This window comes from Dyadobacter jejuensis, from assembly GCF_003149085.1.
GTDB lineage: Bacteria > Bacteroidota > Bacteroidia > Cytophagales > Spirosomataceae > Dyadobacter > Dyadobacter jejuensis.
Map to the genome: position 1 here is coordinate 1 of NZ_QGDT01000002.1, position 24,903 is coordinate 24,903.

Annotated in this window: 17 protein-coding genes; 13 read left to right on the forward strand and 4 right to left on the reverse strand. The window is 46.8% G+C overall.

The genetic code is table 11. The annotated features are described in order from the left end of the window. Nucleotides 1-96 precede the first annotated feature (96 nt). A complete protein-coding gene (locus CLV98_RS04240; RefSeq protein WP_262512132.1) occupies nucleotides 97-555 on the forward strand; it encodes a DUF4437 domain-containing protein in 459 nt (152 codons plus the stop codon). A 172-nt stretch (nucleotides 556-727) separates the two neighbouring features. Here CLV98_RS04240 and CLV98_RS04245 read toward each other — a convergent pair whose 3' ends face one another. The 4 genes from CLV98_RS04245 to treZ form a co-directional block, all read right to left on the reverse strand. After that, nucleotides 728-1,267, reverse strand: coding sequence for a YciE/YciF ferroxidase family protein (locus CLV98_RS04245; RefSeq protein WP_109673085.1), 540 nt, complete (start codon nucleotides 1,265-1,267; stop codon nucleotides 728-730). 119 nt (nucleotides 1,268-1,386) lie between these two features. Beyond that, complete coding sequence (locus CLV98_RS04250) at nucleotides 1,387-1,806, reverse strand: hypothetical protein (protein WP_146202228.1); 420 nt, start codon at nucleotides 1,804-1,806, stop codon at nucleotides 1,387-1,389. 185 nt (nucleotides 1,807-1,991) lie between these two features. Continuing rightward, a complete protein-coding gene (gene treY, locus CLV98_RS23720; protein WP_109673087.1) occupies nucleotides 1,992-6,197 on the reverse strand; it encodes a malto-oligosyltrehalose synthase in 4,206 nt (1,401 codons plus the stop codon). Beyond that, nucleotides 6,184-8,025, reverse strand: coding sequence for a malto-oligosyltrehalose trehalohydrolase (treZ, locus tag CLV98_RS04260; RefSeq protein WP_109673537.1), 1,842 nt, complete (start codon nucleotides 8,023-8,025; stop codon nucleotides 6,184-6,186). The genes treY and treZ overlap by 14 nt, the downstream gene beginning before the upstream one ends. Nucleotides 8,026-8,234: 209 nt before the next feature. Here treZ and CLV98_RS04265 point away from each other — a divergent pair, with 209 nt between their 5' ends. The 12 genes from CLV98_RS04265 (at nucleotide 8,235) to CLV98_RS04320 (ending at nucleotide 24,872) form a co-directional block, all read left to right on the forward strand. Beyond that, on the forward strand, nucleotides 8,235-8,840 hold the full coding sequence (locus CLV98_RS04265; protein WP_109673088.1) for an RNA polymerase sigma factor: 606 nt from the start codon (nucleotides 8,235-8,237) through the stop codon (nucleotides 8,838-8,840). An 82-nt stretch (nucleotides 8,841-8,922) separates the two neighbouring features. Continuing rightward, nucleotides 8,923-9,990: a FecR family protein gene (locus tag CLV98_RS04270; protein WP_109673089.1), complete on the forward strand. Its 1,068-nt coding sequence runs from the start codon at nucleotides 8,923-8,925 to the stop codon at nucleotides 9,988-9,990. 156 nt (nucleotides 9,991-10,146) lie between these two features. Then, nucleotides 10,147-13,503: a SusC/RagA family TonB-linked outer membrane protein gene (locus CLV98_RS04275; protein ID WP_229203206.1), complete on the forward strand. Its 3,357-nt coding sequence runs from the start codon at nucleotides 10,147-10,149 to the stop codon at nucleotides 13,501-13,503. 20 nt (nucleotides 13,504-13,523) lie between these two features. Then, nucleotides 13,524-15,020, forward strand: coding sequence for a RagB/SusD family nutrient uptake outer membrane protein (locus CLV98_RS04280; protein ID WP_109673090.1), 1,497 nt, complete (start codon nucleotides 13,524-13,526; stop codon nucleotides 15,018-15,020). Between the two features lie 87 nt (nucleotides 15,021-15,107). Further along, nucleotides 15,108-16,226 carry a hypothetical protein gene (locus CLV98_RS04285; RefSeq protein WP_211319975.1) on the forward strand — a complete coding sequence of 373 codons (1,119 nt, stop codon included), beginning with the start codon at nucleotides 15,108-15,110 and terminating at the stop codon, nucleotides 16,224-16,226. Nucleotides 16,227-16,289: 63 nt separating this feature from the next. Continuing rightward, on the forward strand, nucleotides 16,290-18,095 hold the full coding sequence (locus CLV98_RS04290; RefSeq protein ID WP_109673091.1) for an FAD-dependent oxidoreductase: 1,806 nt from the start codon (nucleotides 16,290-16,292) through the stop codon (nucleotides 18,093-18,095). A 106-nt stretch (nucleotides 18,096-18,201) separates the two neighbouring features. Beyond that, the gene (locus CLV98_RS04295; protein ID WP_229203207.1) at nucleotides 18,202-19,173 is read left to right on the forward strand and encodes an FAD:protein FMN transferase; all 972 of its coding nucleotides are present in this window, start codon (nucleotides 18,202-18,204) and stop codon (nucleotides 19,171-19,173) included. A 293-nt stretch (nucleotides 19,174-19,466) separates the two neighbouring features. Then, entirely contained in the window at nucleotides 19,467-20,636 is a 1,170-nt protein-coding gene (locus CLV98_RS04300; RefSeq protein WP_109673092.1) for a sulfite exporter TauE/SafE family protein, read from the forward strand. 59 nt (nucleotides 20,637-20,695) lie between these two features. Then, nucleotides 20,696-21,868 carry a trans-sulfuration enzyme family protein gene (locus CLV98_RS04305; RefSeq protein ID WP_109673093.1) on the forward strand — a complete coding sequence of 391 codons (1,173 nt, stop codon included), beginning with the start codon at nucleotides 20,696-20,698 and terminating at the stop codon, nucleotides 21,866-21,868. A 24-nt stretch (nucleotides 21,869-21,892) separates the two neighbouring features. After that, the gene (locus CLV98_RS04310) at nucleotides 21,893-22,594 is read left to right on the forward strand and encodes a phosphoadenylyl-sulfate reductase (protein ID WP_109673540.1); all 702 of its coding nucleotides are present in this window, start codon (nucleotides 21,893-21,895) and stop codon (nucleotides 22,592-22,594) included. Between the two features lie 76 nt (nucleotides 22,595-22,670). Continuing rightward, the gene (cysD, locus tag CLV98_RS04315) at nucleotides 22,671-23,570 is read left to right on the forward strand and encodes a sulfate adenylyltransferase subunit CysD (protein WP_109673094.1); all 900 of its coding nucleotides are present in this window, start codon (nucleotides 22,671-22,673) and stop codon (nucleotides 23,568-23,570) included. 57 nt (nucleotides 23,571-23,627) lie between these two features. After that, nucleotides 23,628-24,872, forward strand: coding sequence for a sulfate adenylyltransferase subunit 1 (locus CLV98_RS04320; protein ID WP_109673095.1), 1,245 nt, complete (start codon nucleotides 23,628-23,630; stop codon nucleotides 24,870-24,872). Nucleotides 24,873-24,903: the final 31 nt, after the last annotated feature.

A 24,903-nucleotide genomic window follows, 5' to 3' on the forward strand; every position in this document is an offset into this window, starting at 1 on the left:
TGAACTGAATTTTCTCCTTTTTGCTCTCATAGTTCCACTAATTTAAGATTAAAAATTAAATTTTAACAGTGGCCCTAATTCTGGGGAGTATTATATATTACGGCAGCTAACGGGAAAGAAAACATAGCTTTAGTAGAGATTAACCATGGTCCTTATTTGGTAAAACCCATTAATGAGGCATTTGATGATGGTCAAAGGCCAATTAACATCCATGCTTCTAATGTAGTTTGGTTAGACTACAAAAATACAAGTTGGGTTAGTTCGAAAAGTAAAGCTGAAATAAGTTTTCTGCTAAATGATCACGAATACAAAAGTCTCTTCGTTAAACTTCCTAAGGGATATATCGGAACATTCGAAACCAATGGTTCTATTTTGCATTCGGTTGTAATACAAGGCCAACTGAGTTATGATATGCCACAGGGCCAGGAAACCAAAGTTCTAGATGCTGGAAGTTATTTTGGCTCGACAGAAAATGCTACTCATAAGGTCAAAAACATTTCTAATGGAGCAACTATGCTATATATCAGAACGAACGGTGCCGTATATGTAAAATAAAGGGGGCTGCGATCTACCCGCACCATCATTGAGAGTCGGTTTTCCATCCGAGCAACAGTAGGAATTTACCTAAATTGCTAGTTCTCTCAGGCCCACCCGCACCCCATTTCCAGCATATAGAAAAGCCACCCATTCCGGTGGCTTTTCTATAATTAATATCCAATGAAAATCACTACTCGTCCCCAGCCTCCTGGTTCACGTAGGTTTCGGCGAGTTCGGTGAGCAGGTGGTCGGTCTCGCCTTCTTCGTCGAGGGTGAGCTGCAACTGCTTGGCGGCATCCTCATAGCCCAGTGTACGGGCTATATTCCGTAAGGTACCGTAAGAGGCCATTTCGTAATGCTCCACTTTTTGAGCCGCCATGATAAGCCCACAATCGCGCACCATGCTACCATCTTCAGTGTCCGAAATTATCTCGTTGGCCTCTTCAATAAGGCCTTCCATGGCCGGGCATTTTTTGGTCTTGGCCTTCTCTCCTACCATCTGAAATACCGACTCCAACCGGTCGATATGGCCTTCCGTTTGTTTTTGATGTGTTTCGAAAGCCTCCTTCAATTCATCGGATGTGGTGTTTTTGGTCATTTTGGTCAGGGCTTTCGAGAGGTTTTTCTCTGCCCAATAGATATCCTGAAGGCCATCTACAAATAAGGACTTCAACTTTTCGCTGTCTGTAGCGGTGATCTGATTCTTGGCTTTTTTCTTTGAAGTTTTCATAATAAAGTGTGATATTTTGATTTATAATAATCAACTGATTTGATTATAATCTATAAAATACTATGCCAGGTATTCGTAATCAATATTAAATTAAAATAATAATTTGGTATAGTTCGTCTTTAGGCCACCACCAAATAGGCTTGTCTGATTTGCAAATCGAAGGACCTCAACTCTTTCTTGATGCTGGCATCTAACTTTAATAACTGAACATAATGATCCTGGCATATCCTATGAGAGTCCTCATTAAGTATATTTTCTTCAATGTATTCGTTATAATACCTCAGCAACTCCTGCTGGGTACCATAAATCTGTTGAAGGCCATACTTAATGTCTGAATACTTTAATGCATTGGTTTCCTGCACATAAATACTCCTCAAATCGCCATCGTCGAAACAATTTCTTGCAGAGTCATAAAGAAACTCGATCTCTTTTTGGCATAGAACCGAACTTATATGCCCACATGCGCACAACTTACGTAAGGCGGGCGCTACCTCCAGGCGCATCATGGCCAGGAAACGGAGCTCCTGCTTCTTATGCATCCTCCAAATCTTTGCGACTTCTAATACAAATTTTTCTTGCTGCCCCATGCCTTTTCAAATTACAGAACTAAAGATGCTGTCCTATTTAAAAAAGCATACCCAAAATGAGTCTCCCATCAAAAAGGGCCATACCAATCCAAATTCCATGAATTAGGGAAGTCGAGGCGAGACTTCCCCATAGCATGTTACCCCCGGTTATACAATTTTGTCCACACCCTCAGTCTATTTTCCTCTACAACACCTAGCTGGCCTGGCAACAGTCTCCAAGTCCAATTGTCCTGAGTAGAACCTGGGCGATTCATCATGGCTTCGGCACCCAAGGCAAGTACATCCTGAAGGGGGAGAATGGCCGTCTGAGCGACGGAAGCATATACCAGCCGAACGAAGAGGTCTACAATATTTTCGGAGGTTACGTCCTGTCCTATATAGGCACCGATACGTTTCCGAGTCGCCTCATCGATATCCTCTTCAAACCAGCCTTTGGTGGTATTATTGTCGTGGGTGCCCGAATAAGCGATAAAATTGTTGGAATACTGATGCGGGATATGTGGATTTTGGGCAAAATTAGCATCAAAAGCAAATTGCAGCACTTTCATCCCCGGCAAGCCAAAAAGGTCCCTAACCCGGTCTACCTCCGGATTGCTCGCACCCAAATCTTCCGCCACGAAAGGCAGATCGTTGAGGTCGGCCTTCACCCTTTCGAAAAATGCGGCCCCAGGTCCTTGGCTCCAGGTGCCTGCCTGGGCGGTCGAACTTCCCCCGGGCACCTCCCAAAAATCGATAAAGGCTCTAAAATGATCGATGCGCAGGGTGTCGAAATATTCCTTATTCTTTCTCAATCGTTGTATCCACCACTCGTATTGATTCTCCTGCATTTTTTCCCAATCAAAAACAGGCATCCCCCAGAGTTGTCCCTGATTCGAAAAGGCATCTGGCGGCACCCCAGCTATGCTGGCTATTTGTCCATCGGCATCTAGCTTAAACAAAGAGGTATGTGCCCATACATCCACCGAGTTATAGCTCACATAAAACGGGATATCCCCTAAGAGCTGCACTTGCTTGCCATGAGCATACCGTTGAAGGGCTTTCCATTGTCTGTCGAAGATATATTGCACCCATTTTTGATATTGCAATGCGTCTTCCTGCTCTATATGTATGTCCTTCCACCCACCTAGGTTATAGTTTTTATATTTATCGCTCCATTCGTACCACGGCCGTTCCGACTCCAACTGGCGAATCACCATAAACACGGCGTAGTCATTGAGCCAACCCTCATTTTTGGAGCAGAAGTCCTTAAAATCCTGCCAACGGGAAGCCGATGCTTTCTTCAGAAAAGAGGCATAGGCCTGCCTTAACAATTCCCCTTTCACGGCTTCTACCGCGGCAAAATCGACCTTTCCCAATTGAGGCAGATAAAATTCCTTAAGATTCACATATTCCAGCAAGCCCTCTCTATACAACAGGGCTGGACTTATCAATAAGGGGTTACCTGCCTGGCTAGAGAGGGTACTATAAGGGGAATGATGCTCCAAAGCCGCTGTGGGGTTTAGGGGTAACATCTGCCAAACAGCCTGGTTACCTTTTGACAAAAAATCGATAAAGCCGTAGGCCTCTGGTCCCATATCCCCTATTCCGAAAGGCGCAGCTAGGGAGGTTAGGTGCAGCAATATGCCTGCATTCCGTCTCTTTTCCTGTTTTTCACCCTTTAAAATGGCCAAAGGAAACCCTTGAAATATATCTCGAACATAAAACCCTGCATCCAGCTGACATTCGGAACCCTGTAGTAAGTGCTGCCATTGTACCATGGCCGTGTCGGGCCAGCGGACGTAGGTGTCCTTCCAGTCGAAACCTGCCGGCAAGCAAGCTAAGGAATCGGGCTGTTGCGCCAGGTGAAGCGGTACCACCACTACGATATATCTGTTTTTGAACTCCCGGGCATAGGCCAAAATATGCTGTGCATACGGACCTTCTACCGCTAAGGGTACATAGGTACCTTCCTCAAAGATCCGGTGATAGTCCTTGCGAACTTGCAGCAACTGTTGCATCAACCAGAGTTTTATCTCTCCGGAGTGTCGACGGTTCCAGAGCGACTCGATTCGGATATTGGACTGTGAATGAGCTTCTAGCATCTGATTCCTCAATTCGTAGTCCACAGGACGACGATTGTCTGGGTCTACTAGTGACAGATCCCATAACTCCGTTCCCTGATAAATATCCGGTACGCCAGGACAGGTAAATTTCAGGGTAAGCTGTACCAATGAATTTAATATTCCAAAGTCCTCAATCTTCTCTTTAAAAGGTATTAAAAGTTTATAGTAGGGTCCCTCCTTATCGAGCAATAGCGACACGAAGTCGTCCACTCCCTGCTCGTATTCAGCATTGGGCTTCTCCCAATGTGTGAAGCGCTTAGCCTCCCTAAATGCCTTCTTAAAGTAGGCTTTTAGCCGCTCCGGATAGTCGTCTGCCTCTTCCCTACCCATTGGATAGGAGCCGACAAGGGTTTGGTAAATAAAGTATTCGTCATTGGCATCGGGACCTATGCCGGGCTCACGGCCTTCGACGATGCTGCGATGAAGGCGCTCTACGAGGCCAAACCACTCGGCAGGAACGTCGCTGAGAACGTTAAGCCTAGCCCGCACGTCCTCCCCTCTTTTGGTGTCGTGGGTGGCTGTGGCCGACATACTTCCGGGATAATATGCTTGCCGATCCATCATTTTCTGGTGAAAGGCATCGATACTAAGTCCAAAATTGCATACGGAATCGCCAACTTCATTATGAGCGATATAGCGGTTGTAGGTGTACATCAAGGTATCCTCCACTCCCTTGGCCATAAGAGGCCCTGCCAGTTGCATACAGCGCGAATAGAAGTCGGCCACGCGACGCCTATAGGCAGCATCGGCATCTAAGGGACTCACTAACAGGACCATTTCAAGGACTTGTACCGCCTCAGTAAGTGCAGGGTTACTCCCCCTTACGGCATCGAGGAGTTCATGAACCTTACACGACTCCTGCTGAGATAGGGGAAATTGTCGGCCATAGTACCGATAAACCGGGCAACGCACCAAAAACTCGGCTAAAGCCTCCTTCACAGACTCGGCCATTCCTTTGTGGGTAGTTAGGTCGGTTAGATCGGCCAGCCTATTGAACAAATTCTGCCACTCCCCACCCATATGTTCCTTAAGAATCAACCTTTTCTTTTGTAAAAGCAATACTTCTGGCTTTTCGCCACTCCCTACGAATCGTTCATAAAATGAAGTAAAGCTATCGGCCTGCTGAGGATCCGTTAAAAGATTGTTAACCGTCGCCAGAAAATCATATCCCGTTGTTCCCTGTACGGGCCAATTCTCAGGCAGTCCTTCATCCGATTCCAATATTTTTTCGACCACCAGATATTTCTCCTCGCCCATAAGCTCCCTGAGCCTATGGAGGTAGGCGGTAGGGTCTAGCAATCCATCTATATGGTCGATCCTCAAGCCTATTACCTGCTCCTCTTGGAGAAGCTCTGCAATTTTTTGATGGTATTTTGTAAACACCTCAGGGTCCTGCATATTGAGGCAGATAAGGTCATTTACTGTAAAAAAACGACGGTAATTGATCTGGCTGTTCGTTTTCCACCAAGGCACAAGGGTATAAGCTTGCACCTCCATCAATTGCGGTTCAAAGCCCCCCTCTTTCATCGCCTTTAGCCTATCGGCGATGAGTTGTTGCTCCCATTCCTGCTGGCTAAGCGCATAGATTTGCATCCTTATTTCATCCCATTGCAAAGCATATCGCTTAAGATCTTCTACCCTTTCGAGGTCATCTAATTGTTGAGATATTGACCTAAAGGCCTGGTTGCTGGCGAATATGGGATCCTTAAAAAACAATTGGTAGCCAGAAGGCCCCAGGGGAAATAAATTTCCCGAATAATCGAAAAACAAGCGTTGGTGTTCATACAGCACCTGAACTTCGTTTTGCTGATAAATTTCCTCCAACGGACGGTCCAAGATGGGCCATAGGAGTTTACCACCACAGTGGGGATGTTCCCAATCAATATCAAAAACGGGAGCATATTCCGATCGCCGACCTTTTTCCAGAACATCCAATAGCCATGGATTTTGAATACTAAATGCTTGATGATTGGGTACGATATCCTGCAACCATTTCAGATTATGCGCTTTCAACCGTTCTAGCAAGGATGCTAGCTGATCCGGCGTACCAACCTCGGGATCCAGCTCATCGGGGTTGACCCCGTCATAGCCATGGGCACTGCCTTCCCGGGACTTCAAGATGGGAGAGGCATAAATGGTACAAATACCCAAATCGGTTAGATATGGAATGATCTCGTTCAGTTGAGTAAAATCAAACTCCTTTCTTAACTGAATTCTATAGGTGATCTTAGGACTGTTCATAATAGTTGGTGTAAAGTGAGAAAGATTCTGCTGGAACCGTCCATTCCAGACGATTGCTTAGGACTTCAGGACCTTCGTCCGTCCCCCCCCAAGCGTTGTCGCAGGAGGCGATCAGCTTGTGCCAATTCCCCGAATGATGCGGAAGTGAAATGGGAACCAATTGGTTCGAGAAATTTAAGATCCCTATAACCACCTGGTTTTGATACCGCCTTATCACCACCAATACTGGAGCATGCAGCTCCACGCTGCAGGACGGCCCGTCGAGGTGTCGTAAGGCCTCGTGGTGCTTCCTAAGCCTTATCAATTGCTGATAATAAGCCAACATCTTTTTGTGTTTGGGCCTAGATAGCAGCTCCCATTCCAATTTGGAATTCATAAAGGTTTCTACGGCAAAAGGGTCCGGTGGTCGTTCTCCATAAAAATCTTTGAATTCCCTAGCCCTTCCTTCCCGCACTGCCTTTACCAGCTCCACATCCCCATGGTCGATAAAATACTGAAAAGGATTAGGCTCGGCATACTCTTCCCCCATAAACAACAAGGGGATAAATGGCGCCAACAGGACCGCTCCTGCCAGGACCCTTTGCATTCCTGGGCTCAACAGTTTGCTGGTTCGCTCCCCCAGCATTCGATTGCCTACCTGATCATGATTTTGTGAAAATACGACGAATCGCTCTCCTTTGGCTGTAGAGACCTTCCGTCCAAAATTCTTTTTCCGGTGTTCCGAATACGCTCCATCGTATACGTAAGCGTCTCGGTAAGCTTTTGCTAGGTGTTCCAATCCATTAAAGTCGGAATAATACCCCATTTTCTCCTGGCCACTTGCCACGCGCAATGCATGATGAAACTCATCGACCCATTGGGTGTCCAACCCATAGCCTCCATCTGCCAGCGTATCGGTATAGCGGGGATCATTGAGGTCCAGCTCGGCAATCAGATAATGACACCGACCCGTTGCTTCCATGAGTGCATCGGTTTGTTGCAGCAGCTCCCTCATGATATGGTTAGGGCTAAAGTCGACGATAGCATGTACGGCATCGAGGCGCAAAGCGTCGAAATGAAAATGCTCGAACCACATACGTGCATTCTCAAGGAAATATCGACGAACCCCATCGCAATAGGCATCGTCATAGTTGACCGCCTTCCCCCATGGGGTTCGATATTTATCTGTAAAATAAGGAGCATATTGAGGAAGATAATTACCCTCAGGCCCCAAGTGGTTATAGACCACATCGAGGATTACGGCCAGGCCTTTGCAATGGCAGGCGTTCACCAGAGCTTGCAAACGCTGGGCGCCACCATAGGAGTTTTGAACTGCAAAGGGAAACACGCCGTCGTAGCCCCAATTGCGCCTACCGGGAAACTGCGCTACGGGCATCAGCTCAATGGCTGTAATACCCAGCGCCTTGAGGTAGTCTAAGCGCTCCAATAGGCCATCGAAGTTACCCTGGGAAGAGAAAGCACCTACATGTACCTCGTAAATAATGTACTCAGAAAGTGGCTTATTGGTCCATTTCATGTCGGTCCACGGGAAATCATCAAGGCGCAGGGCCTGGCTAGGACCATGTACCCCATCGGGCTGGCTCCTGGAGGCGGGGTCGGGCAACAAGGGTGCTCCATCCAAGCGGAACCAATATCGATCTCCCGGCTTCAATGTTGGCGTTTTCAAATACCAGTACTCCCTATCTACTTGGACTAGGGCCAGAGGGGCCTCATGGCCTTGTATCGTTAATTCCACAGAAAGAGCCAGCGGAGCCCATAATAGGATTTGGGCATTACCCTGTTGGTCAAAAGTTACCCCAAGACTACCTGTATTTTCATTTATTTTCATAGCCTGTATGTTCAACTACATCCGATTAACACTAGCGAAACTATTTTAAAGGGTCCCGTTAATAATATTGTACCAAGGAGATGGCACTCAGTCGAAAAAGGGAAATTTTATAGAGAGAAATGGATTTACAAGCAAGATAAAAGTAGAAATATACTTAAAATTTCAACAAATATTTACAAATTGCACATCCATCCTTTTCATTTGCCCTCATGAAACAGCATCCTTATTCAGGTGATGAAAGCCTATGGCTCGACTTCCAGTCGGGCAGTGAGCTGGCCTTGACCCAATTAATGGATCAATATATTGAACCCATGACCTATTATGGAAGGAAGCTTTCGCGCAACGACGATTTGATTCAGGATTGTATCCAGGAAACGTTTATTGAGATTTGGCAGTACCGCCAAAGCCTAAAGGCCCTTCAAGAAATAAGACCATACCTGCTTACCTGCCTGAGAAGGAAGATAGGCAAGGCGATAAAAAAGGATAACCACATATCCCTGGAAGAGAATCCTCCCACGTTGACCTTTGAGTTGGACTTCTCCATAGAGGATCGTCTCGTCAAAAACGAGGAAGAAACGCAACGCTTACAAGAACTCAACCGTCATATCAATAGCTTATCGAAGCGGCGAAAAGAAATAATCTACCTTAAGTTCTATCAAAATCTAAGCAACGAGGAAATTGCCCAGATCATGGGAGTTCGCTACCAAACCGCCACTAATTTACTTCATGAGGCCATCAGCTCCCTTCGCGAACTAATCCCCTCCAAATCAATCCTTTCGCTCCTATACACCTGGGGCTATTTATTCGCACATTAATATTTTCTAAAAAAATATTATAAAAAACAGTATAAAGTCAACATAGCGTTCCTACTGGGTATGAATAGCTCAATTGACTTTGATGAAAAATTATATCGATTACCAACTAGAGGACTTTCTGGAAGACCAAAGCTTCAGGGAATGGGTCAGGGCTGGGGGAAAAGACCAGCCAGCTACCCAGTGGCACCTATGGCTTTCGCAGCATGCAGAACAGGCCGCAATAGCGGCCACTGCGCAGGAGATCCTGTTGGCTACCGGGGTAAAGGAGCAAGCCCTCCCCGCTCAATATAAGGAACGTATTATAGAGAATACCCTTCAAAGCGTACAGGAATTGGCGCCGCATCGTAATGTATTTGGCCGTAACTGGCATTTCCCCCTTTCTATTGCGGCATCCATCGTATTGCTTATTATGGCGCTGTGGCAGTTTAATATTGGCCCATTTGGGAAGCAAGATCCTACACCATGGACCATCATAGCCAACAAAGGGGAGGGTGCCACTATAAAACCCATAGCACTGTCGGACGGGAGCACGGTATTGCTTTATCCTGGAAGTAGCCTTCACTTACCCCCCACCTTTGCCAGCAAGCAACGGGTGGTACATTTGGAGGGTAAGGCCTTTTTTGAAATTCAGAAAGACGCCAGCCGCCCATTTTACGTGCACAGCCAGGAAATGGTGACCAAGGTACTAGGTACTAGCTTTCTTATAGAAGCCTTCGAAACCGACCCTCGCTTCGAGGTCGTGGTAAAAAGTGGTAAAGTGACCGTGAGCACGGTAGAAAAGGACAGCAAAAAACAACAGGAAATAGAATTGTCGCCCAATCACCAACTGGTACTAGAGCGGGATAGACATACGATGGTAAAGAAGGTCATTACCACCGAGGAGGTACAGCGAGTAAGCCCTAATAATATTCAGAAGTTGATCTTCGAAGACAGCTCAGTGGCCTCGATTCTTCAAGTCTTAGAAAAGCGTTATGATGTAAAAATCGTTCTAAAAGGCGCTTCACTAGCGGACTGCGCATTAACGACCACTTTCAACGACGAACCTCTTTTTGAAAAACTAAAAATCATTTGTCAGGCCATCGGACCGTCGACAGATTTCAAAGTACTCGAAAATCAAATTTTAATTACCACTAAAGGATGTAATAACTAAACCCCCAGTGCCTATGCCCTAAACACCATAGAAAAAGTCAGCCATGTTCGCACCATGACTGACCCAATGATCCCCTACTGAAAACCAACAGGATGCATCCTTACAGATGCATAGGGGGACGTTTTTGCCTTATTAATTTCAAAAACATTTAAAAGTATGAAAAAAAAACTATTCAACGCTCATACCTGGAGCCAGATCATGAAAATTTCCAGCATACAGATACTGATGGCTCTCGTGCTGACCTCCGCCACCTGGGCGAATACATCGGCTCAGGAGATGCTAAAGGTTCGGGTTAATATTAGCCATAAGGAATCGAGCCTGCGTACCATCCTCAGTGAACTAAGCCAAATGACTGGGGTAAGAATCACCTATAACTCCAAGGTGGTGACACGTACGGCAAAAGCCTCTATACAGGCTACCAACAAGCCTCTTTCAGCCGTCTTAGAACAATTACTGACACCCAAAAGTATCACCTATCTAGTTTTTGACGACCAAATTGTTCTCAGAAATATGGAAAAAGCTCCGTCACCACCTAAGACGGAACAACCTATTCCTCAGGTCAAACAAATCATTTCGGGCTCGGTAACCGATGAGTCTGGAACGGCCTTGCCGGGTGTAAGCATACTGGTAAAAGGCACCCAACAGGGTACTACCAGCGATGTTGACGGGAAGTATGAGCTAAGCTTGGACAAAACGCCCGTTACGTTAGTCTTTTCCTTCGTAGGATATCTAAAAGAGGAGCTCGTGATCAACAACCAGACCCAGCAAAATGTAATCCTCCGCCCGGACACCAAGGCTTTGGACGAAATAATAGTAGTGGGTTACGGTACCCAACGTAAAATTGAAACGACCGGATCCATAGCATCTGTAAAGGCCGAGGATCTTAATCAGCTCCCCGTCACCAATGTTGCTCAGGGGCTACAAGCCAGAGTATCGGGGGTACAGATCAACCAAAACTCAGGAGCGCCAGGTGGTAACATTAGTGTCCGCATCCGTGGAACGAATTCTATTAATGGAAACTCCGAGCCACTTTATATCATCGATGGAATTCAGATATCTAATAGTGGGGGAATCAACGATGTGAGCCCATTATCTTCTATTAATCCCAACGACATAGAGTCGGTAGAGGTACTAAAAGACGCTTCCGCTTCGGCTATTTATGGTTCCAGAGCGGCCAACGGAGTAGTCCTAATCACCACGAAAAGAGGGAAAGCAGGGGCTACTAAAGTATCCTTTGAGAGCTATTATGGCGTGCAAGAAGTATCCAAAAAAATGGATGTATTAAATGCCTCCCAATTTGCACAACTAGAGAATGAGGTCTTCAAAAACAATTATTATACCGACCCTGCTTCGTTGGGTGAGGGTGTTAACTGGCAGGATCTTATCTTTAGAAAAGCTGCCATACAGAACCATCAGCTAACTATTTCTGGAGGAAGCCCTAAGACACAAATGTCCCTGTCTTTAAACTATTTCAATCAAGATGGAATCATCATCAATTCCGGTTTCAAAAGATTCTCTTACCGATTAAACCTCGACCATCAGGTCAACGATAAGCTAAAGGTGGGTACGAGCCTGATGGGTAGTTTTTCGGACAATAACGGTATCAACGCGGGAAGCACCAATATAGGGGATGCCTCCGTGGTGACTAGCAGTGTGTTGGGCGCGGCCATAGGAGCCCCTCCAACCTTACAACCCTATCGGGAAGATGGCAGTATTTTCCCCTTTGCCGAGCAGGGTAATGGACAATACCGAGAGGTAATTAACCCTTTGAATTATACCTCTATCCTTCAAAACAGAAATAGCAAAAGAGCGCTGATTAATGTTTATGGAGACTATGCCATAGCTCCTGGCCTCAACTATAGGGCTTCTTTTAATGCAGATGTTACCACTGGCCTCAATGATAGCTACTCCCCTATTTCGATCATTGCCGTCAACGACCGTAATGATAATTCGGGCTCGGCCTCTAAGTACAATTCCAATTCTTTGAATTTATTACACGAGAGTATCTTAACCTATGCCAAAACTTTCGCAGGGCAGCATAGTCTGAAATTTACGGGTCTTTATGCTTTCCAATCCCAAAAATTCAATTCAAACACCCTGAATGCCAGCGGTTTCCCCAATGATGCCACCCAAAACGAAGCCATGGAACTGGCCTTGAACCGAACCGTAAGCAGTTACCGTAGCTTAGAAAGGCTCGACTCTTATATGGGACGGGTCAACTATGGCTTCAAGGAACGTTATTTCCTGGATCTTACTGCCAGAATGGATGGATCCAGCAAATTCGGCGCCAATCATAAATATGGTTTCTTTCCGGCCATTTCGGCTGCATGGCGAATCATCGAGGAGCCATTTTTACAGGACGTCAGCTGGCTGACCGACCTTAAGCTCCGTGCTAGCTATGGTATTACTGGAAATGCAGGAGGTATCTCTCCTTATAACTCTCTGGCTACTGTATCATCGGGAGGTGGTTATAATTTCAATAACGCCTATCAAACGGCCATACGCCCTTCAGGGATCGCCAATCCAGATTTAAGATGGGAGAAGTCGGCACAAAGTAACTTTGGGTTGGATATTAGCTTACTAAAAAACAGGGTCTCTGTAATCATAGACCTTTATCATAAGCGGACCAACGACCTGTTATATATCAAAACCCTACCATTATCGTCGGGCTACGCCAGTATCACGGGCAATTACGGATCCCTAGAAAATAAAGGATTCGAATTTGCCACCAATGCGGTCTTGATCGATGGGCCCCTAAAATGGACCGTCAATGGTAACTTTACCGTTAACCGAAACAAAGTTTTGGACCTGGACGGTGGAACTACCGACGAACGCTTTATTACCAACTACACCATCCTAAAAGTGGGTCAGCCGTTGGGTATGTTCAAAACCTATGTATTTGATGGAATCAATCAAACTGGAGAAGCGATCCTCCCTGGCTATGACGGTCGCCTAGGTGGCCACAAGGTCAAGGACCTCAATGACGATGGGGTGATTAATTCTAGCGATCAAACCATTACCGGTAATCCTAACCCCAAATTTATCTACGGATTTTCGACCAACTTAGCCTACAAGAACTTCGACTTTGCCGCATTCTTCGCTGGGAGCTATGGAAACGACATCTTAAATGCCAGCAGGCTTTCCTTCGAAAACCCATTGGGACAACGGAATTTATATGCGGGCGTCGTGGATCGGTGGACTCCCGACAACCCCAGCAACCAATACGTAAGCCCACTCGTTGCCGGCCGACTGCCGATCTCCAACTACCCTGTTGAAGATGGATCTTATCTGCGTTGTAAGAACCTAATGTTGGGATATACCATCCCTAACCTAAAGAGCATCAGTAGGCTGCGCGTATACGTAAGTGCCAACAATCTCTTTACGTTCACCAAGTATACTGGCTTCGACCCGGGTGTCAATACCCATGCGGGATCTAACACCACTATTGGGATCGACAACTTGGTATACCCTCAGGCCAAATCGATATTGGGTGGTCTTCAGCTTACTTTTTAGCAGTCAAAACTTGAAATATCATGAAAAAATCATATAAAAAAATCTATACGGCTCTTGCCTCCTGCTGCATCGTACTAGGAATGGGAGCTTGCCAATTAGAAGAGGAGGTATACTCTTCCATATTTACGGAAACGTTCTATAAAACATCCTCCGACGCCGAAAAGGGGCTTATTGCCGTTTACGATTCCTTTGGACAGCTATATGCAGCCCCGGCAGCTATTATGGTGCCCGAGTACAGTGGGGACCAAATCTACCCACGCGGGGTGGTAGGTAGAAACTCCCTCACTTTGTTTTCAGTGGAACCTACTTACACCGTCCAAAAGAGTGCAGGAAGGACATTTGAATCCCCTCAGCATCTATGGTCGAGCTCCTATAGCGGAATCGAAAAAGCCAACTGGATTATCGCCAAAGTGCCCGATGCCACCATGGACGAAACCCGTAAAAAACAAATCATCGGGGAAGCGTACTTTTTGAGAGCCTTTTTTCACTGGACCTTAACCAAGAACTTCGGAGAAGTGGTGATTAAAACTGCTCCAAGTTATTCGGAAGAGGAGGCGTTTGTAGAAAAAAGCACAATCCCGGAGGTTTATAAGCAAATTTATAGCGATCTGGATCAAGCCGCTCAATCGGGCCTACCCTCCTACCCTGCGGTAGAAAAAGGAAGGCCCTCCAATGAAGCAGTGTCGGCCCTTTATGCCAAGGTGGCCCTTTATAATAAAGACTGGGCTACGGCCTTGTCTAAGGCAAAGGCGGTGATCGCTTCGGGCAAGTATCAACTGATGGCCAGCGTACCAGACCTTTACAGCTACCTCAAAGAGGATGATGCCCGAAAGGAAAACATATGGGCCTATGAGGCCGACCCGATTAGCCCTGGTAACTCGCACCAGCTGATTGGCCTATGTGGACCATCGGGTAGTGCAGGAGTGGAATATGCCAGAACCTCCTATGGCTCCATGTTTGCCTATATGTCCTTTTATAATTCCTTTGACCCTGCCGATAAGCGCCGACAGATGCTCGACACCACTTACCTAAACAAATCGGGGCAATGGGTGGCTCAAAAGGACATCACACCAATTACGACGGATGGGGTATTGATCAAAAAATACCAAGACCCTGTCTCTACTACGGGCACCATTCCCAATATCCCTGTTCTGCGTTTGGCAGATATGTATTTGATAGCTGCCGAAGCGGAAGCGGAATTGAACGGTGCTAGTTCGGAAGCATATTCACTGATACAGGTGATTCGGGATAGGGCCGGACTCGACGCTCTACCTACGGGCATGACCAAGGACCAGTTTATCAAGGCGGTCATTCAGGAAAGGGCTTGGGAATTCTTCGGCGAAGGCGATCGCTGGTACGACCTCTCCCGCACCGACCAGTACCAAGAGGTGGTTTCTAAGGCGGTTAACTCGGTTTATCCCGAACGCCCCATTCAGAAAAAAAACAAGTACTTCCCCATCCCACAGGATGAAATCAATGCCAATCCCAAATTGACTCAAAATACCGACTGGCTTTAATCCACGATGTATAAACTCCCTCCCATGGGCCCTCTCCAAGCAGAGGGTTCAGCTGGGAAGGAGTCCAACTTAAATCCAAATCAGGCTATGAAAAGATATTGGGGCTTTCCATCTGGGCTGTTCGTTTTTATGATGATGTTATGGGGCCAACCGGCGTATTCCTCCACGCCGTCGGGTCCCCTTGACAAAGGCATACCGACTATTCGCGAATTCCAAATCACAGAAAACGACACCCTGAGCTATACCCTCAAACTGGCTTTTGATGAGTCGGGGAGGCCACAATATTTCTACCGGAATATTTTCACACCGGTTTGCTATACCAACGAATGCAAGCCGGTGTATATCAACTTCTATTGGGACCTGTTGGGAAACTACCAACGCTTTGACCTACCAAAAGGAAAAATCCTTACCAAGGTTGACCATGATCCCTTTATGGAGGAAGATTACCAGAAGCTGCAGGAAATTCTTAGCAAGGAGAACTCCATATTTATCGATCTTGAAATGAATGATTTGATCGTGGAAGGCACCGACGATCTCAGCGATTCGGTAGACACCAAGTCGGGAGCTACACTTAAAACCATTAAGAATGAGATTATCGATGGGGCAGTTTACACTTGCTTTACTTTATGGAAAATTGCCCATGGCAAGATAGCAGAGGTGATTCCAGGCCTCATTCACGAATATGAGGATGATATGCTGATTCACGAATTTTTAAGGAGTTCGAATCATCATTACCAAAACTGGGCCTTAGACCGCCTCTTCGATTCCCAGGGAAAAGTCAGAGATACCTTTTCAGAGGACCTCATGGGGGTGATGTCGGGAAAAAATATATTCACCGCCAAACAGGCATGGACGCGCGTGAACCCCTCCTTTTTTGAAAATCCTAACCGCCAGCAATGGCTAGTAAGATCATTTGACAGCGTTCCCTATTCTACCCAGTTGGTAATCCTCGACAAGCTGCCAAAGATTAGGTTTCAAGATGGGGTGCTAGCCCGCTGGATCGACCGGCTGCCAAGCTCGAACCGAGAACAAAGAGAAGGCCTGGTAGAAATGCTTAAAGCACAGGATCTATCTAGTCGCTCACAACAACAGTTACTGGCCTTTTTGGACCGTAACGATGCCGCCTTGACACAGAGCTGCCTGGCCGTTCTGGAACAAGTGGAGCACCCCGACCCAAGAATAATACAAAAGCTAAAAGAATACTAACCTATTCCTAAACCCTAGCTTTTTTTAGCTAAATAATTCCTTTACATCAAAACATTTATCGTTATGTTCAAATTCTTAGGTTACCTCTTCCTAATGGGGTACATTCTGATACCGGCTTCTATGGCCCAAAATCATGTTTTTGTAGAAGCCGAATCCTTCGACAACAAAGGGGGTTGGGTAATCGACCAGCAATCTTTCGCCGTTATGCAATCCTCCTACCTGATGGCCCATGGCATGGGCGAGCCTGTGAGCGATGCCAGTACCACCGTACAATTCCCCAAGGCGGGCACCTACCAAATGTGGGTACGGACCAAAGACTGGGCCCCCTATCCAAAAGGCCCCGGACAATTCCAGATGTCGATCGATGGCAAGCCCCTCCCCACCGTGTATGGTGCCAGTGGTAATGACGAATGGAAATGGTACAAAGGGGAACGTATTACTGTAAAGCAATTGCAGGTAAAGCTCGCCATCCAAGACCTTACGGGTTTTAATGGACGTTGTGACGCCATCCTGTTTACCGAATCTACAGACTTTACCCCGCCCAACACCCTGGACGAACTCACCGCATTTCGTAAAAAGCAGCTAAAGCTTTCCGATCAGCCTATGGAAGCCGGTCATTTCGACCTCGTAGTGGTGGGTGGCGGAATAGCGGGTACTACGGCGGCCATCTCTGGCTCCCGGCTAGGCCTCAAAGTGGCCCTCATACAGAACCGTCCCGTATTAGGCGGCAATAATAGCTCGGAAGTACGCGTCCATTTAATGGGTGATATTGATAAAAATCATTATCCCAAATTGGGGAGAATCGTCAGAGAGCTCGATAATGGTGACCCTGGCAATGGTAACCCGAATGCCAAAGAATATGGAGATGCACGGAAAATCGCCATCGTTAAGGCCGAGAAAAACATCAGTTTATTCCTAAACACCCACGTATACCGTCTTGAAAAACAACAAGATATCATCACCGCTGTGATAGGAAGGGACATAGCCACCAACCAGGAGATACGTTTTACGGGTTCATTTTTCTCTGACTGTACCGGCGATGGTACCCTGGGTTATTTGGCCGGTGCCGATTTCAGGATGGGGCGGGAAAGCCAAGCCGAAACCGGCGAATCGCTAGCCAGTACCAAGGCCGACGATTTCACTTTAGGAACCTCAAACCTTTGGGCGTCCACCCCCCGCGACTCTGTATCCACCTTCCCCCGTTTGCCTTGGGCGCTTCAATTTTCGGACGAATACCATATCGACGAGCCCCAGTCCGACTGGCAGTGGGAAACAGGATTTGGGAATTATAATACCATTACCCAAGCCGAACAAATCCGGGATCATAACTTACGCGCCATTTACGGAAACTGGTCGTACCTCAAAAACAACAAGGCAGAGAAGTATGCCAAACATAAACTGGCCTGGGTAGCCTATATCGGTGGAAAACGAGAATCGCGCCGAATTTTAGGAGATCATATTCTTAACCAAATGGACGTTCAAGAAGGAAAATTCTATAAGGATGGCACCGTAACCGCCACTTGGACCATTGACCTGCACTTCCCGGACAAGAAAAACAGCCAGTATTTCGAAGGTCAAGAGTTTTTTGCTGGCACCAAGCATATTAGGGTAGCTCCTTATACCATTCCTTACCGTTGCCTCTACTCTCGGAATATCCAGAATCTTTTTATGGCCGGTAGAAATATCAGTACCACCCACGTCGCCTTTGGAAGTACCCGCGTTATGCGAACCTGCGGTATGATGGGCGAAGTGGTAGGAATGGCCGCTTACGTAGCCAAAAAACATAATACCACTCCCAGGGGTGTATATCAGGATTATTTAAGCGACCTGCTGGTGCTCGTAAAAGACGAACCCACTCCACAACCCTAATCCAAAAATTATAGATGCTAAGACCCAATGCTATGGATTCGGTTGGTATATTCGAACTATGAATATCGTCCATACTATTTTCATTAAATGCCTTATCTTGCCATTCATGCTGCTTTCCCCTATGCTGGGGAGGGCAGCAGCTGGCGATATACCCTTGGTTACCCTAGAAGGGGAAACCCAAGGGACGACTTACCATCTTAAATATTACGACCAAGAAGCCCGAAACTATAAAGGCGCTATCGACTCCATCCTGTTGGCATTTGACCGCTGCCTATCCCTCTATCGGCCCGATTCGGAAATTTCGCGCTTCAACCGCTCCGACCAGCATACTTTCGAATCCCCCTTTTTTTACCCGATACTGCTCAAATCGCGTGAGGTATACGAGCAAACCCAAGGGGCTTTTGACCCTACCATTTTCCCCTTAGTAGAAGCTTATGGTTTCGGGCCCAATCGAAAACACCAGGTATCGGAAGTGATCCTTCAGGAAATACTTCCCCTAGTGAATTTCGATCGCATACACTTCGATTCCATTTCGGTACGAAAAGAACACCCAGGTATTCGCCTAGATTTCAATGGAATAGCCCAAGGCTACTCCGTGGACCTTTTGGCGATGTTCCTAGAGAAACAAGGTATTCATCGTTATATGGTCGAAATAGGCGGGGAGATACGTTGCCAGGGGAAAAAAGAGAATGGCAAGCCATGGATGGCCGGGATAGAGGACCCCACCCGCCCCAGCAGGCTCATCGCCACCCTTCCCCTCTTAGACCGCTCCTTGACCACCTCAGGAAACTACCGCAACCATTTCGTGCACAACGGGCGTCTCTATAACCATATCATTAACCCTAAGACGGGAGATATGGAGTCCAGCAATATATTGAGTGTAACGGTACTCGCCAATGATGCCATTACGGCCGATGGGTACGACACACCGCTATTCCTAATGGGGGTAGCGCAAAGTATAAGGTTTATTCGCGAAAGGAAGGATCTAGAAGTTTATCTCGTTTATACCGACGACCAAGGGCAGCTGCAGACCTATGTGAGCCCTGGCCTAAAGGAGATCATCCAAGAAAAAAGGTAATCTCATCTTCATTTTTCTTGGATAAATAGGCGGGTCTGTAAAAAAACATATAACCAATTCATACGTAACTCCTGCAAGGATTGGCTCTAAAGACCTATCACACTCCAAAATAGCGCGAAGAATAACCATATTCCGATCAAGGGTAGATGGACAAGCAACAAATTTCCGCCAGCAGATTCCTTTGAATAATAATAATTACCCTTTATCTTTGCCGCAAGCCTAATACCTAGCAAATGAACAGTTTGCTATTTTTATTAAGCTATTACTCTATAAGATTACTATACTAAATAGACTTGAAGGCAGCAACCGATCTATCCCCAACCGAAGACAAGGGTGAACTTCACGAATTTGAAACGATACCCGTAGTAGTTATTGCTACAGGAAATATCGAGGAAGACCGTCGCCTAGCCGCTATAGCCAGGGGCAACGGCCAAAAGGTGCTTCTTACCAACCTGCCTCAGGAATCGGACCTAATCGTCAACAGTCCGCGACCGACCCCCGAAAGCCGACAAACTACTAGCCCCCTCAGTGGTAAGCCATTCAGTTGGGACTTGGTACAGAAAAAAATATGGGCAGCGACCTTCCGGCCCCGCACTGGGACCGAAACAGCCATGAATATCTTTGCGGCCATAGCCCTGATGATCATCGGCCACGTGCTATTTACCTATGTTACTTTCGACCGGCTCACGTTGGTATGGAACGAACTGTCGGTAAGTGAAGAGTTCTTCTATTTTTTAATGGCGGGCTTTATCGCCCAAATGATCGACGGGGCTTTGGGAATGGCCTATGGGGTTACGGCCTCCACCTTTTTGCTGACCATTGGCGTCCCGCCTGCGGCGGTCAGTGCAAGTGTACATACTTCCGAAATTTTCACCAGTGGGGTTTCGGGTTATATGCACCTAAAATTTGGAAACGTTAACAGCAAACTATTTAAGAAAATCCTTATCCCCGGTGTAATTGGGGCTATTACGGGGGCTTACCTAGTGTCGTCCTTGGAACAATATATTTATATCATCAAGCCTTTGGTCGCGCTTTATACCCTTATATTGGGAATTCTTATCATACAGAAAGCGTTAAAAAAACGGGTTGAAAAGCGACCCATAAAGAAAATAGGATGGCTGGCATGGGCTGGCGGAACACTCGACTCCATCGGCGGAGGCGGCTGGGGGCCTATCGTCACCTCGACGCTTATTGCCAGAGGCCGTCACCCAAAGTATACCATTGGCTCGGTGAACCTAGCCGAATTTTTCGTTTCCTTGGCCAGTTCCGTTACCTTTATTACTTTAATTGGGTTTTCGCATTGGCAGGTGGTATTAGGACTTATATTGGGTGGGATGACCGCCGCTCCTATCGCAGTCAGCCTGTCGCGACGACTACCCATCAAAACCATGATGATCCTGGTAGGTACTATCGTGATCATAGTTAGTTTGAGAATTATTTACATGGTCTGGTTTGGGCATTAACAGCACCAAAACAAACCGATTACAACAATACCTTTGCCATACGCCTTAGGCCCCATTGAATGAAAAAGCAAACCAAAGCGGTGAGGACGCAAACCACCAAGACACAGTACCGGGAGCACTCTACTCCCCTATTCCTTACCAGCAGCTTCACTTTCGAAACTGCCGAACAGGGGAAAGCCTTATTCGACGAAACCGAACAAGGAAACCTTTACTCCAGATTTTCGAACCCCTCAGTTCAGGAATTTGTAGATAAGGTGTGTATGATGGAAGAGTGTGAGGAGGGCGTAGCCACGGCTACCGGCATGGCGGCCGTATTTGCGAGCATGGCCGCATTACTGCAAAGTGGAGACCATATTTTAGCAAGTCGTGCCCTTTTCGGTTCGGCTCACCAGATCATAACTCAAATCCTGAGCAAATGGAATATTAGCTATACCTACCTGGAATCGACGGCTACAGAACAAGAATGGGAAGCGGCCATATTGCCCAATACCAAAATGGTATACCTAGAAACTCCCTCTAACCCTGGCCTCGACCTAGTGGACCTAGAGATGATCGGTAAGCTCTGTAAAAAGCATGGACTTATTTTTAACGTCGACAATTGTTTCGCTACCCCATGTCTGCAAATCCCAGCACAATATGGTGCCGACCTGGTCGTACATTCGGCTACCAAGTTTATGGACGGACAGGGGCGAGTACTTGGGGGAATCGTAGTTGGTAAAAAAGAATACATCAAGGACATTCGTTTTTTCTGTCGCCAAACGGGTCCCTCCATGTCTCCTTTCAATGCATGGGTGTTAAGCAAAAGTTTGGAGACCTTAGAGCTACGCATGGAAAAACACTGTGCTAATGCACTTGAACTGGCCCAGGCTTTGGATGCTCATGAGTCGGTAAAAAGGGTCAATTATCCCTTCCTTCCCTCCCATCCGCAACATACCCTGGCCCAACAACAGATGACAGCAGGCGGTGCGGTCATCACCATAGAACTGGAGGGTGGCTTTAGCAGGATTTCGGCCTTTATGAAGGCACTGAAAATCGCAACGCTGTCGTCGAACCTAGGAGATACCCGTACCATCGTGACCAACCCTTATACCACCACCCACGCCAAGCTTAAAGAGGAAGACAAACTATCCTTGGGCATTACTCCAGGGTTGTTACGTATTTCGGTTGGACTAGAACATATAGAAGACCTGATTGAAGACTTTACCCAAGCAGCAGCAATATCGGCCCAATAAGCCATTTTGGAAAGATTACATATGATGAATACAACAATAGAAGACTTACAAGCGGCACTGGCAGGAAAAAATGAAACCGAATCTTTGGCCCTGCTGGCCGACCTATTTCCTGGCCAAATCGTATTTTCCTCTAGCCTAGGCTATGAGGACCAGGTGATTACCGATTTTATATTAAAGAATAAAATCGATATCGAAATTTTCAGCCTCGATACAGGACGGCTATTTAATGAAACTTATATGACCTTGCAAAAGACCAACAACCGGTACGATGCCAAGATCAAAATATATTACCCACAGACCGCCGCAGCAGAAAATTTGGTGAGCACCAAAGGCCCATTGAGTTTTTATGAATCGGTAGAAAACCGTAAGGAATGTTGCTTTATCCGTAAAGTGGAACCCTTGAATCGCGCCTTGAAAGGTGCCAAAATATGGGTGACTGGTATTCGGGCTGAGCAGTCGGGCAACCGCCACGACATGCCCCAGCTAGAATGGGATGAGGCCCACCAACTTTTTAAGTTCCACCCTATACTGCATTGGAGCTTCGAGGAGGTAAAAGAGTACGTCAAGTCCAATGGGATCCCTTACAACCCCTTGCACGACAAAGGCTTCGTAAGCATAGGTTGCGCGCCATGTACCCGGGCCATACAGGAAGGTGAAGACTTCCGTGCAGGCCGATGGTGGTGGGAAGATGAATCTAAAAAAGAATGTGGCTTACACGCTAAATAATTGCGGGTCACCCAAAGGATCCATCCCTTGTGGAGGTCCGAATAATTAATGAAAGTGTAAATAACAAATTGAGATTATGAATTTTGATTATCTGGATCAGTTAGAGGCGGAGGCCATCTATATCATGCGTGAAGTCGCAGGCCAGTTCGAACGCCCGGCATTGCTATTTTCGGGTGGGAAGGACTCCATTACCCTGGTACGTCTGGCTCAAAAGGCCTTTGCTCCTGGCAAAATACCCTTCCCCCTGGTACACGTAGACACGGGGCATAACTTTGTGGAGGCCACAGATTATCGCGACATGTTAGCGGAAAAAACGGGCTCCAAATTGATCGTAAGATATGTAGAGGACACCATCAAAGCCAAGGGCTTGGAAGAACCTACCGGTAAAAATGCCAGCCGTAACTGGCTGCAAACATTTACCTTGTTGGACACCATCGAGGAATTTGAATTTGACGCCTGTATTGGTGGTGCCCGCCGCGACGAGGAAAAGGCCCGTGCCAAAGAACGTATCTTCTCGTTTAGAGACGAGTTTGGTCAGTGGGATCCAAAACGCCAACGCCCGGAGCTATGGAACCTTTTCAATGGAAGGATTCATAAAGGGGAGAACGTACGGGTATTCCCTATTTCGAACTGGACAGAACTTGACGTTTGGGCTTATTTAAAAAGAGAGGGAATAGAACTACCCTCTATCTATTTTGCACACCAAAGAGAGCTCATCCTTCGCGACGGACGGTTGTTGAACAACACCCCCGTCATAGAAAGTGACCCCGAAGATCAAATTGTGACACGCCAAGTGAGGTTCCGTACCGTAGGCGATATGACCTGTACCGCTGCAGTGGAGTCGTCGGCCGCAACCATCGAAGAGGTGATCGCCGAGATTACCGTTTCCCGTATCAGCGAACGTGGGGAAACGCGAATTGACGATCAACAAACAGAAGCCGCCATGGAAGACCGCAAAAAAGGTGGATACTTCTGATACAATTCGAAAAGGCCCTCTCTGAGCCATAGTTGCAAACATTAAAATTACTTCAAAGTGGATTTACTAAGATTTATAACGGCAGGTTCCGTCGATGACGGTAAAAGTACCCTCATCGGACGTCTGCTTTTCGATACCAAAAATATATTGGCCGACCAAATGGAGGCCATTGAAAAAGCCAGTAAAACGCGTAATGCAGGTGAAATTGACCTGGCCTTATTGACCGACGGCTTGCGTTCGGAACGCGAACAGGGCATTACCATCGATGTGGCCTACAAGTATTTTCAAACTCCCAATCGGAAGTTTATCAGTATAGATGCTCCAGGTCATATCCAATATACCCGTAACATGGTGACGGGTGCCTCTAACGCCGACCTAGCCATTATCCTGATCGATGCCCGTCATGGAGTGTCCGAACAGACCCGCCGTCACTCCCTTATCGCCTCAATGTTGGGAATCCCGCATGTGGCAGTAGCCATCAACAAAATGGACCTAGTAGGGAATTCCGAAGACGTTTTCCTTAAAATAGCCTCTGATTATAAGGAACTGGCTAAGAAACTAAACATCAAGGACCTTACCATCATTCCAGTTAGTGCCCTTATAGGAGATAATATCGTGGAGCGGTCGACCAATATGCCCTGGTACACCGGTGAAACCCTGCTCTCGGTGCTCGAAAACGTAAATGTCCTAAAAGACTATAACAGCGAAGACGGTCGTTTTTCGGTACAATATGTGGTGCGTCCTCAAACCGAAGCCCTTCACGATTACCGCGGCTACGCAGGAAGAGTGCAGAGCGGAACCTTTAAAAAGGGCGATTCTATCAAAGTGCTCCCTTCTGAATTCGAAAGTAAAATTGCAAAAATTGAGTTTGGAGGAAACGAAGTAGACCAAGCTACTGTTTTAGAGTCTGTGACCATATTACTTGAAGACGATATTGACATCAGCCGTGGAGACACCATCGTGTCGGCCAACAGCGCACCCATCGTAAGTCAAGATATCGACGCCTTGATCTGCTGGATGGACGACAAAAAACAGCTGAAACCCGGCAATAAATATGTGCTTCAGCATGGCACCGCCAGAACACGCTGCTCAGTACGCGGAATCGACTACCAAATTGATATCAGCACTTATGAGCAGCAAGACGAGGTGGACAGCCTAAAACTTAACGATGTAGCCAAAGTGGTTCTGCGTACGGCACAACCTATTGCCTACGACCCTTATCAAAGCAACCGGGCTACAGGCGCAGCCATATTGATCGACGAGACTTCCAATATTACCGTGGGAGCTTGCATGATCGAGTAACCCTCACCCCGACGACAATCGGTTCATACCG

Coding starts and splice junctions, on each gene's coding strand:
- CLV98_RS04245 (WP_109673085.1), bottom strand. CDS start 1,267: ATGAAAACTTCAAAGAAAAAAGCCAAGAATCAGATCACCGCTACAGAC.
- treY (WP_109673087.1), bottom strand. CDS start 6,197: ATGAACAGTCCTAAGATCACCTATAGAATTCAGTTAAGAAAGGAGTTT.
- cysD (WP_109673094.1), top strand. CDS start 22,671: ATGAATTTTGATTATCTGGATCAGTTAGAGGCGGAGGCCATCTATATC.
- CLV98_RS04310 (WP_109673540.1), top strand. CDS start 21,893: ATGAATACAACAATAGAAGACTTACAAGCGGCACTGGCAGGAAAAAAT.
- CLV98_RS04295 (WP_229203207.1), top strand. CDS start 18,202: ATGCTGCTTTCCCCTATGCTGGGGAGGGCAGCAGCTGGCGATATACCC.
- CLV98_RS04250 (WP_146202228.1), bottom strand. CDS start 1,806: ATGCATAAGAAGCAGGAGCTCCGTTTCCTGGCCATGATGCGCCTGGAG.
- treZ (WP_109673537.1), bottom strand. CDS start 8,025: ATGAAAATAAATGAAAATACAGGTAGTCTTGGGGTAACTTTTGACCAA.
- CLV98_RS04280 (WP_109673090.1), top strand. CDS start 13,524: ATGAAAAAATCATATAAAAAAATCTATACGGCTCTTGCCTCCTGCTGC.
- CLV98_RS04275 (WP_229203206.1), top strand. CDS start 10,147: ATGAAAAAAAAACTATTCAACGCTCATACCTGGAGCCAGATCATGAAA.
- CLV98_RS04265 (WP_109673088.1), top strand. CDS start 8,235: ATGAAACAGCATCCTTATTCAGGTGATGAAAGCCTATGGCTCGACTTC.
- CLV98_RS04305 (WP_109673093.1), top strand. CDS start 20,696: ATGAAAAAGCAAACCAAAGCGGTGAGGACGCAAACCACCAAGACACAG.
- CLV98_RS04290 (WP_109673091.1), top strand. CDS start 16,290: ATGTTCAAATTCTTAGGTTACCTCTTCCTAATGGGGTACATTCTGATA.
- CLV98_RS04285 (WP_211319975.1), top strand. CDS start 15,108: ATGAAAAGATATTGGGGCTTTCCATCTGGGCTGTTCGTTTTTATGATG.
- CLV98_RS04270 (WP_109673089.1), top strand. CDS start 8,923: ATGAAAAATTATATCGATTACCAACTAGAGGACTTTCTGGAAGACCAA.